Below are 10,896 nucleotides of genomic sequence, written 5' to 3'. Positions count from 1 at the left end.
AAGGCGATGCGGCTCCCTGACCGCCCCCAGGAAAGCGGCGTGCCCAAGAGGGCGACAAAGCAAAGGCAAGGAAAACAGATGAGCGTCATTCCTGGTCGGGACGACGCTCATCTGTTCAAGATCATTTTGAGTTTTTCAGTGCCCTCACGAAATGTGTCGACCTTTTTTTCATTCACTATCCGAATCGGCGTTATCTTCAGCTGGTTGATCGGCTTCTTGTTGGGCCTCTTCTTCAGCTTGAGCCTCTTCCTCAGCTTTTTTCTTCGCTTCTTCTTCCGCTTTTTTCTTGGCAGCAGCATCAGCTTCAGCTTTTCGTTTAGCTTCTTCTTCGGCTTTTTTCTTCGCTGCAGCATCGTCAGCAGCTTCTTGTTTCTTCTCTTCAGCTTCTTTCTTAGCTTCCTCAGCCTTTTTCTTGGCTTCTTCTTCTTTTTTCTTCTCTTCTATTTTCTTCTTCTCAGAGAATGAACCAGAATCTGTGAAGTCTTTTGCAGAGACGCTTGAAGGTTGCGAGAAGCGTGCGCTGACGTTTAGTGCTTTAGGGTTATCTGCATATACACGATTCATCGTTTGTGACCAAATGCGTTGCGTTCGCTGATAGTAACGCCCATATTCCCAGCTGTCTAGCATCGAGGCAAGTTGTGAATCATAACCAGACCAGACAGCGAGTGTGACGTTCGGGTTCGATCCAACTAAATAAGAGTCGCGTTGAGCGTTCGTTGTACCGGTTTTACCCATCCAGTCGCCAGGGACGTTGAGTAAGGATTGTGCGTATGTCGCAGTACCTGACGTGTAAACATCACGCAACATATCGAGCACGAGATAAGAGGTACGTTCCGTGAAAATACGAGTTTTCTTCGGTTTCGCTTCGTAAATCACTTCACCTTGATATTCAATTTCTTGGATGAAGTAAGGCTCTACATGCTCACCGTAGTTAGCGAGCATCGCATACGACGCTGCCAAATCGATTGGCTTTACTTCTCCTGTACCGAGGGCCATTGCTGATGCGTAACGATTTCCTTCGGATACAGGAATCCCCATATCCACTAGCTTCTGTGTATCGGCAGGTTTTTGATTACGTTCCTCATAAATTTTAACGGCCGGAACGTTCAATGAAAGCTTGAGTGCATCGCGCACTGTGACGATTCCGCGATACGTCTTCCCTTCGTTTTGAACTTGTTTTTTCGGTTGTCCCGGACCAGTGAACTGATAGTAATATTCTTCGTCAATAATTTGAGTGGCTGGCGTGATCATGCCAGCTTCGATTGCGTTTGAATAGACGAGAATTGGTTTTGCAGTCGACCCGATTTGACGTTCCGCCCAGAAAGCACGGTTCAAGTCATCCGTCTTACCGTTGATATATCGACCTCCGACGAATCCAAGTACTTTCCCAGTTTTGTTTTCAATCATAACCGAAGAGGTTTGTTCAGGAAGTGTACGGTCCTCTTCTTCGACATATTGATTCGGACCAAAGTTTCCGGCATTTTTAGCCGGTTGTTGCATCGCTTCGTGCACTTCTTTATCGAGTGTCAAACGGATGTTGAAACCACCTTGACGCAACATGTTATGCGCACGCTTGGCATAAGTGGATTGGACAGAGTCTTTTTCTTTAGAACTCAATTCATCAATTTCAATTCCATCTTGCTCCAATAAATAATCTGTCACAATCTGACGTGCTTGTAGTTCCGCTTCATCAACAACATACGGATATTTGTCACGGGGCTTCGTCTGTGTCTGCATGAAGTCTTGTGTAATATCATAGTTGTAAGCAGCATCATACTCTTCTTGCGTAATCTTCCCGGCGACGTACATCCGGTTCAATACCGTTTTCATTCGGTTGACTGCACCCGATACGTCTTCTTTAATGACACCACCTTGATAGTAGGGTGTATAGAAGAACGGGTTTTTCGGAATCCCGGCAAGAAAGGCGGCTTGAGGGAGCGTTAACTTCTCTGCCGAAGTATTGAATACACCACGAGAAGCTGCTTCAATTCCGGAGATATTGCGTCCCATCGAGTTACGACCGAAAGAGACGACGTTCAAGTAGGCATTTAAAATTTCATCCTTATCCATCGCTTTTTCAAGTCGTAGGGCAAGTAAAATTTCTTTTGCTTTTCGTTCGAACGAAACTTCATTCGTCAACATTTGGTTTTTGATCAATTGCTGGGTGAGGGTTGAACCACCCGTACGATCTTCTGATCCGGTTGCTTCTTGTAAAATCGCGCGTAATGTTGCTTTCGGAACGACTCCGTCGTGCTCGTAGAACTCGACATCCTCTGTCGCGAGAAGCGCGTCGACGACGTAAGGGGATACTTTTTCTACTGGAATCGGGATTCGGACTTCATCAGTCGTATAGTTCCCGATGCGTTCCCCGCTCCCGAAGAAAATATTTGAGGTCGATGTGTACGTATTGATTTGTGACGTCATCGTCTTGTATGCAGGGGTAGGCATATCTTTGACAAGGGATGCGAAATATCCGACACCGATTCCAGCACCTAAAAACCCGATTAACATAACAGAAATGATGGTCAGAAGCAGAACGTTCCACGACACATCATACATAACATTTGCATAGCGACGTACTTTCAATGACGTCGGATTATTCCATAAGTCTCGAATCTTCTGCAGCATGACAGCCTCCTTAAATATGGTGTAAAACTATTTTAGACAGTAATATATTCGATTATAGCACAATTCAACCTACACCTTACCGTGAAACCGATGTCGCGTGCAAGTTTCGATATAGGAGTTGACAAGTCGAAATCGATGCTTATAAAATGAATAGCATAGTCAACAATATCATGACGCCTTGAAGAAAGCGAAGTAGTCGGTCGGCCTCTTGTCCAGAAAGCTAGTGGTTGCTGTGAACTAGCCAACGCCAAACGATGAATTACACTTTCAGAGCGTGCCATTAGGCCGGTTCGAGACCGTTATCTCTCGCTCAAAGCGGTCGCATCATATTGCGACAAGTAGGGTGGTACCGCGGAATCTCCGTCCCTTCTCATATTGAGAAGGGACGTTTTTTTATGTCAATTGAAGGAGTGGAACAAATGGAACTATTAAAAGATTTAGAGTTTAGAGGGCTTGTCAACCAAATGACAGACGAAGAAGGATTGAAGGAACAACTCAAGGGTCCGACGACGTTGTACACGGGATTTGACCCGACAGCGGATTCGCTTCATATCGGGCACTTATTGCCGATTTTGACGTTAAAACGTTTCCAACAGGCAGGTCATCAGGTCATCGCGCTTGTCGGTGGGGCGACAGGTATGATTGGAGATCCGTCCGGGCGTTCAGACGAGCGTTCTCTTAACACATTGGATACGGTCAAACTCTTTTCGAATCGTATCAAAGACCAGTTAAGTCGATTCCTCCCGCTTGAAGGAGAGAATCCGATTACAATCCGTAACAACTACGAATGGACAGAAGAGATGTCGATTATCGACTTCCTTCGCGATATCGGTAAACATTTCCCGATCAGTTACATGTTAGCGAAAGATTCGGTGGACTCGCGCATGGAGAACGGGATCTCTTACACTGAATTTTCATACATGTTGCTGCAATCATACGATTTCTTGAAATTATATGAGACTGAAAAATGTCGTCTTCAAGTCGGAGGCAGTGACCAGTGGGGAAACATCACAGCAGGTCTTGAATTGATCCGTCGTTTCGGCCATTCGGAAAAAGCGTTCGGACTCACGGTGCCGCTCGTCACGAAGTCGGATGGTCAGAAATTTGGGAAGACGGCCGGCGGTGCAGTTTGGTTGGATGCTGACAAGACTTCACCGTACGAGTTCTACCAGTTTTGGATTAACGTCGACGATGCCGATGTCATCAAGTTCATCAAATACTTCACGTTCATGTCTCATGAAGAAATCGAAGCACTTGCAGCTGAAGTGACGGAAGCACCTGAGAAACGTGTGGCACAGCGACGTCTCGCAGAAGAGATGACGAAGCTCGTCCACAGTGAAGCAGGGCTTGAGCAAGCTGAACGCATCACGAGAGCATTCTTCAGTGGTGATCTGACATCACTTCAACCGGAAGACATGGAGGACGCATTCAAAGGAATGCCGCAATTTGAACTTGACGGGGAACGTAACCTTGTCGACCTCCTCGTCGAAGCGAAGATTTCACCATCGAAACGTCAGGCACGAGAAGACGTGACGAACGGGGCGATTTACTTGAACGGCGAGCGTGAACAGGCACTTGATAAAGTCATGACGCGTGCTGACACACTCGGCGAATTTACAATCATTCGTCGTGGTAAGAAAAAATACTTTGTGATTCGTCACGTATAATCATCATGTCCGTCCGTTCTTTTTTTGTTGAGGAATGGACTTTTTTAACCCTTTTTCAGCTATGGTGATTTGATAAAATGATGAGGTAGGAGGGATGATAATGGAAATAGAAGAGTTTTTCGGTGATCAGTTCCATCAATGGCGCGAACATTTTCGATACTATGAGATGGCCATCACAGAACTTGAGAGCGACCTCGGGATCATCGACTTGGATTGGCAGACGCGACTTGGGTATTCACCGATTGAACATGTGAAGACGAGGATGAAGACGTTGCCGTCCATCGTACGCAAGATGAGGCGCAAAGAATTGCCGTTAGAAATCGAGGCGCTTTGGGAACATGTGCATGATGTAGCGGGAATACGGATTGTTACGAGCTTCCGAGATGATATATATGCGATTTTACGTCATTTAGAGGCGCGGGATGATTTGGAGATTATCGAAGTCAAAGATTATATCGAGCATCCGAAGCCAAGCGGGTATCGCAGCTTACATCTCATTGTGAAGACAAAAGTCTATTTGGCCGAACGAATTATCTGGGTGCCGGCCGAGATTCAGATTCGGACGCTCGCCATGGATTTTTGGGCAGCGACGGAACATAAGCTTCAATACAAATATCAGCATGCGATACCGGAATCGTCCAAAGAAGAGCTCATTGAGGCTTCTTTTATGGCCGATGCCCTCGACACACAGATGGGACATATTCGACAAGAAATCTTAAAGAAATAAAAAATCCCCTTCTCGAAGAAGGGGATTAAAAGCATTAACGTGAGTAGTACTCGACGATGAGTTGCTCTTTGATTTGGTCGTTAAGTTCAGCGCGTTCTGGGAGACGTACGAATGTACCTTCGAGTTTCTCAGCGTCAAACGATACGAAGTCTTTTGTAGCTGGTGCTACTTCAAGAGCTTCAGCGATTGCTTTAACGTTTTTCGATTTTTCGCGAACTGCAATAACTTGACCAGGTTTTACGCGGTAAGACGCGATGTCTACGCGTGATCCGTCAACTGTGATGTGACCGTGGTTGACGAGTTGGCGTGCTCCACGACGTGTGCGAGCGAGACCGAAACGGTAAACGAGGTTGTCAAGGCGTGATTCGAGCAAGAACATGAAGTTCTCACCGTGGATGCCTGGCATTTTACCAGCATCGTTGAAGATGCGGTTGAATTGCTTCTCGTTCACTCCGTACATGTGACGAAGTGCTTGCTTCGCTTGAAGTTGAAGACCGTATTCTGAGATTTTCTTACGACCATTTCCGTGTTGACCTGGTGCGTAAGGACGTTTTACTAATTCTTTACCCGTTTCGCTAAGCGAGATGCCTAAGCGACGCGAGAGTTTCCATGCTGGACCTGTGTAACGAGCCATGTTTGGACTCCTCCTTGTTGTTCATGTATTTTGCACAAAAGAACAACGGTGTCAAAGACGAGTAACGCCCCTTTCAAGGTGCAAGCACCTTCACTTGATAGCGAAGCTACGAGATGCCCCTCCGACTAAGTCGAGGCCCGAAAGGTGGATACGTTTGTCAGTGACTGCTATCGTCATTTCATGCACAAAGATGAGTATACGATGAAACGTGATGCTTGTCAATCAAATATAGTGAAGTAATGTCTCACAAAAATGTTCGAGTCCTTGACGATCGACTTCGGAGAATCGATTAAATTCAGGGCTGTCGATATCGAGGACGCCGATTGTTTTACCGTCGCGCACGAGAGGGACAACGATTTCCGAGTTTGAAGCTGCATCACAAGCGATATGTCCCGGGAATTGATGGACATCGGCCACAAGCTGAGTTTTTTGTGTAGACGCTGCCGTTCCACAAACGCCTTTTCCAAATGCGATGTGCACACAGGCCGGTAGCCCTTGGAAAGGTCCTAAGATGAGACTATCCTCAGAATTTGTCACATAAAATCCAACCCAGTTGATGCGATCTAAAAATTGATTCAGTAAAGCACTCGCATTAGCTAGGTTAGCCACTTCATTTGTCTCACCTTCTAATAGTGCAGCGAGTTGCTTATTTAATAGTTCATAACCTGCAGCTAAATCACCTGAATACGATGTCGTTTGGAACATAGCAAATCCCCTCCGTCTTTCATGTTTTTAGAATTTAGAATTATGGTACACGCAAATTAGTGATTTGTCTTGCGGAAAAGTTCTGAAAAAATGAACAATCTCCATTGAAACCATTGGAAAACCTATGCAAATCATTGGTTCTATAATATGATTAAGTATATCTATTCTTATAAAATACTTCTTTTTAATATAAGGTACATAAGTCCACGAAAGCGGCTTGGAGGTTGTGACAAAGATGGATTACGGAATTTATGGATTGATCATTGGGATCATCGTCGTCGTATTAGGCGGTATGTTGGGCAGTATGCTCATTCGAAGGAACTTTTATCAAAAAATTGATGACTTGGATATGAGGAAACAAAGTGTGCTCAGTGCGAGCGTACCTGTTGAACTCCAAAAGTTCAAACAATGGCCGATGGAAGGGGAAACAAAGGAAAAGTTTGATCGTTGGCATCAGTCTTGGGATGAGCTGGTCAGTGTGCATACAGGTCAAATTGATGAAGCGTTATATGGAGCTGAAGAAGATCTTGATAAATATCGCTTTATGAAAGTGAAGACCGACTTAAATGCAACAGAGCAACTCATCGAAGAACTCGAGGCGATGGTGCACGCCATGCTCGATGAGATGGATGAGTTTACAACACACCACACTTCGCTAATGGATATTGTGAAGCAAGATGAGAAAGAACTATATCAGTTCCGCAAAACATTGAACTCTCAAAACCATGCATTCGGACCGACCTATGATCTTGTCGAACAAGAGATTGCAACCGCTGAGGCGAAGCGAAGTGAGATGATCAACTTAAAGCAAGTCGGTCAAGTATCTGAAGCATTTGAAACCGGACAAGCACTTTCGGACAAAGTCGGACATATCCGTGAGTTGATTCGAATCATTCCTCAATTTGTACGAACTGTTCAAGTTGAGTTAAAACAACAACTCCAACAGTTGCGGGCTGGACATAAAGAAATGCAAATGGACGGATATGCGCTCGAACCGCTCGGGCTGATGGATGAAATCGACCAAGCGGAAGAACGTCGTGAGGAATTGATGACTCGAATCGAGCGATTGGAATTCGATCATTTCGAAGAGGACATGCAACAATTGAGTTCGGATATCGACCAACTATTTGAAGCATTCCGAACGGAAGTCGATGCTCGTCAATACGTGAAAAAAGAATTTGCAGCGATTCAGGAACGAGAACGTCAATCCACTGAAATCATGAACAACCTACAAACTGAAATGTCTCGACTCGTCAGTAATTATGAAATCAATGCCCGCGTCGGTGAAGAGTTTGAACAACTAGAACGTGAACTGACGGAGCTTACGGCCAACGTCCTTGACATCGAACAAGCTCTTGCCGCTCAAATGTTGCCGTTTAGCATGATTAAATCTAAAGTGCAGGAAGCGAAACGATCACTCGACCAATTCAATGCGATGCACGAACGGTTCATTGAAGACACGAATTCATTAAGAAAAGAAGAACTTGAAGTACGACACAAGTTAGAGACGTGGAAGAAAGAATTGTCTGGCCACCGACGACTCTTGGCAAAAAGTGCGATGCCGGTTGTACCAAGCGACTTGTCGAACGACTTACGTCAACTTCAAAAAGGTGTCCAGTCGTTAGATGAACAGTTCGATAAGGCGCCGTTCAATATGACATACATCGTAGGGCTCAGTCATGACGTGGAAGAAATGATGGACCATTTCCGTGACCGTGTACATGCCCTCATTCGCCAAGTGACGTATGCCGAACAGTTATTACAGTATGCGAACCGTTTCCGTCGTCGTGACAACGAAGTGCACATTGCTCTGACGCTTGCAGAGAATAAATTTTTGCATGGTGAGTACGGTACTGCCGTTGAAATCGGTGAGCGGGTGCTTGGGCGATTTGAAGAAAATGGGGCGCATGAAATTCGTCAACGTGTGGATAAAGGGTTAGAGCAACAAGAGTTACTAAAAAAATAATCGATGCATGAAGATTGACAGAAACGGGAAAAACGTAGACGTCAATCTTTTTTCAATCAAGGAGGAATCGTCAGATGGGTACGTTATGGGTCAATGGGAACATCTATACGTTAAATAAACCAGGTGAGATGATGCGAGCCATGTTTGTAGAGCATGGTCGGGTCTTGAAAATGGGAAAAGAAGGGCATCTCCGTCGTACATACGCCGGTCGGATTGAAGAGATTGTGAACTTGGAAGGGAAAAGTGTATATCCAGCCTTCACTGACTCACATATTCATCTCGTCGGCTACGGAGAAGCATTGGATCGTGTCGATGCAAGCGAAGCGACCAACCTTCGAGAATTACTTGAGACGATGAAACAACAAGGGTCAGATGGTGAATGGGTGGTCGCAGAGGGATTTGATGATCGATTACTCGGTGAAATGCCGACGCGAGACATGATTGATAAAGTCATCTCGGATCGTCCCGTCGTCTTGAAGCGTGTCTGTCGTCATGTGGCGGTTGTGAACTCGAAAGGACTTGAACGCCTCGGTTTGATTCATCATACGGTCATCGAAGGTGGGAAACTCGGCCGAGACGAGGAAGGAAAGTTGAACGGCGTCTTATATGATGCTGCCTTAGACCTTCTTTATAAAGAACTGAGTGGGAATCGAAAGAAAAATGCTGCCTCGCTCCGTCGCGCAATCGATTCATTGTTCTCGCACGGCATCGTGGGTGCTCACACCGAAGACTTATTTTATCATGGAGACCCACTTGAGACGATTCAAGCGTACGAGGATGTTTTAGAAGACATCCCGTTTCAGGCGCATCTTCTCGTTCATGAGCAAGCGGTGGACCGTATTATTCAACAGGATGCGATGACAAAGCGAAAACGGTTTGATTTTGGCGCGATGAAGTTGTTTGTGGACGGTTCGTTCGGTGGACGCACCGCTCTTTTATCCGTTCCTTATGCGGATGATCAAAGTCAGCGCGGAATCGAAGTGCATCGACCGGACCATCTCGAAGCGCTCGTGAAAAAAGCGCGGACATATGGAATGAATGTGGCGGCACATGTGATCGGGGATGCGGCGGTCGAACAGTTTGTCGGTTTACTCGAAAAATATCCTGCTAAAAAAGGAACGAGAGATCGAATTATTCACGCTTCGCTATTAAATGATTCACTCATCAACCGCATCAAATCGCTACCCGTGTTGATAGACGCACAACCTGTATTTTTATCGGATGATTTAGATATGTTATTCGAACGGTTAGGGAATGAACGCGTTCATGATGTGTATCGGTTCAAATCATTACTAGATACGGGGGCCCTCTTATTAGGAGGAAGTGATGCTCCGATTTCATCCGTCGATGTTCGAAAGGGGTTGTTCGGTGCAGTGACGAGACAGTCGTTCAAAGGTTCGAGCACACTAAATCCAAACGAACGCCTATCGATGTATGAAGCACTCCGTAGCTTCACTTATTCACCTCATGTTGCAACCGATACACATGGTAGGAATGGGCTGTTGATTCAAAGTTACAATGCCAATTTCACAGTATGGGATGAGGATTTCTTTAAATTAAGCGGAGAAGACATTCTTCATAATCGTCTCGTCATGACGGTCGTCGAAGGAAAGCCGGTATACGAGGCAGAAGTTATCACATCGTAAACTATTAAAGAGGAGTCGATTCATCCAGGTCGGATGAATCGACTCCTCTTGTTTATTAGAAGAATGAACGTTGTACTTTGTGCCAGAACGAGTTGGTCCGGAGCTTGACGGTCTTGATGACTTGGTCTGAAAGCTCGATATCAATTCGGTCTGTATATTTTAAACTAAGTGCCTCGTTATCCATACCGATGATCGGATAGTCATTTCCGTCTTCGACGATACGAAGCGATAGCTTACGTGAGTCGTGGACGATGAACGAAGAGCCAAGCGTACGGTACCGATTATTGTTGACCGATGCGATTTCGCTCACTTGCATGCAAGGGATGAGTGGATCGACGACCGCACCGCTCAATGATTTGTTATAAGCAGTCGAACCGGTCGGAGTCGAGACCACCATTCCGTCCCCACGGAATGTTTCGAAATGTAAGTTGTCGATATATACCTCGATGGCGAGTGATTTGATGATACTAGATTTAATCGAAGCTTCATTTAAACAGAGAAGCGGTGTCGATTCGTTGATTGATGAAGAGAGAAGCGGATACTTCCGTACTTCGATGCCTTCTTCGATCCGCGTCGAGTTATCTGAGAAGAGTCGGTCAACTTCATCGAGTTTATGTATATCAAAATCACAATAAAACTCGTTCAATCCGCGTCCGAATCCGACATAAATGGCATCTTGACGGAAACCGGTGTAACGAACAGCCTGCAAGAATGCGCCGTCCCCGCCGACTGCTGCGATAATGTTCGCGTCCTCAGGTTGATTTACGATGTTAAATCCGTATTTTTCCCCAATTTCTTTTAACTTTTTCACTTCTTTAGTGAATTCGTTGACGTTACGATGGTACAAATAGACGTTGTTTCTCATCTGAGTCATCCCCTTTGTCAATGGTGTCTCCTTTATTATAACGTGTTTCTTCTGACCA

The 10,896-nt window shown here is 45.4% G+C and carries 8 protein-coding genes and 1 other annotated feature; of the genes, 4 read left to right on the top strand and 4 right to left on the bottom strand.

Annotation, left to right across the window (positions count from 1 at the left end; all coding sequences use genetic code 11):
* Nucleotides 1-168 precede the first annotated feature (168 nt).
* Nucleotides 169-2,628 carry a transglycosylase domain-containing protein gene (locus tag KNO76_RS10620; protein WP_214885313.1) on the bottom strand — a complete coding sequence of 820 codons (2,460 nt, stop codon included), beginning with the start codon at nt 2,626-2,628 and terminating at the stop codon, nt 169-171.
* Nucleotides 2,629-2,797: 169 nt separating this feature from the next.
* Nucleotides 2,798-2,999: a binding site (T-box leader), on the top strand.
* A gap of 48 nt (nt 3,000-3,047) precedes the next feature.
* On the opposite strand from KNO76_RS10620, the gene tyrS reads away from it, so the two are divergent.
* The gene (gene tyrS, locus KNO76_RS10615) at nt 3,048-4,295 is read left to right on the top strand and encodes a tyrosine--tRNA ligase (protein ID WP_214885312.1); all 1,248 of its coding nucleotides are present in this window, start codon (nt 3,048-3,050) and stop codon (nt 4,293-4,295) included.
* Between the two features lie 100 nt (nt 4,296-4,395).
* Nucleotides 4,396-5,022: a GTP pyrophosphokinase gene (locus tag KNO76_RS10610; protein ID WP_214885311.1), complete on the top strand. Its 627-nt coding sequence runs from the start codon at nt 4,396-4,398 to the stop codon at nt 5,020-5,022.
* A gap of 34 nt (nt 5,023-5,056) precedes the next feature.
* On the opposite strand, the gene rpsD is transcribed toward KNO76_RS10610, so the two are convergent.
* A complete protein-coding gene (gene rpsD / locus KNO76_RS10605; protein ID WP_026825585.1) occupies nt 5,057-5,656 on the bottom strand; it encodes a 30S ribosomal protein S4 in 600 nt (199 codons plus the stop codon).
* A gap of 222 nt (nt 5,657-5,878) precedes the next feature.
* Nucleotides 5,879-6,361, bottom strand: a complete 483-nt coding sequence (locus KNO76_RS10600; RefSeq protein ID WP_026825586.1) for a GAF domain-containing protein — start codon at nt 6,359-6,361, stop codon at nt 5,879-5,881.
* A 235-nt stretch (nt 6,362-6,596) separates the two neighbouring features.
* Between KNO76_RS10600 and ezrA the strand changes: the two genes are divergently transcribed.
* Together ezrA and KNO76_RS10590 are read left to right on the top strand one after the other, a co-directional pair.
* Nucleotides 6,597-8,327 carry a septation ring formation regulator EzrA gene (gene ezrA, locus KNO76_RS10595; protein WP_214885309.1) on the top strand — a complete coding sequence of 577 codons (1,731 nt, stop codon included), beginning with the start codon at nt 6,597-6,599 and terminating at the stop codon, nt 8,325-8,327.
* A 74-nt stretch (nt 8,328-8,401) separates the two neighbouring features.
* Nucleotides 8,402-9,973, top strand: coding sequence for an amidohydrolase (locus tag KNO76_RS10590; protein WP_214885307.1), 1,572 nt, complete (start codon nt 8,402-8,404; stop codon nt 9,971-9,973).
* A gap of 55 nt (nt 9,974-10,028) precedes the next feature.
* On the opposite strand, the gene KNO76_RS10585 is transcribed toward KNO76_RS10590, so the two are convergent.
* Nucleotides 10,029-10,847, bottom strand: coding sequence for an NAD kinase (locus tag KNO76_RS10585; RefSeq protein ID WP_214885317.1), 819 nt, complete (start codon nt 10,845-10,847; stop codon nt 10,029-10,031).
* Nucleotides 10,848-10,896: the final 49 nt, after the last annotated feature.

It is taken from the genome of Exiguobacterium sp. s101 (assembly GCF_018617835.1).
GTDB classification, from domain to species: Bacteria; Bacillota; Bacilli; order Exiguobacteriales; family Exiguobacteriaceae; genus Exiguobacterium; species Exiguobacterium marinum.
This window is presented reverse-complemented; position numbering and strand designations above follow the sequence as displayed.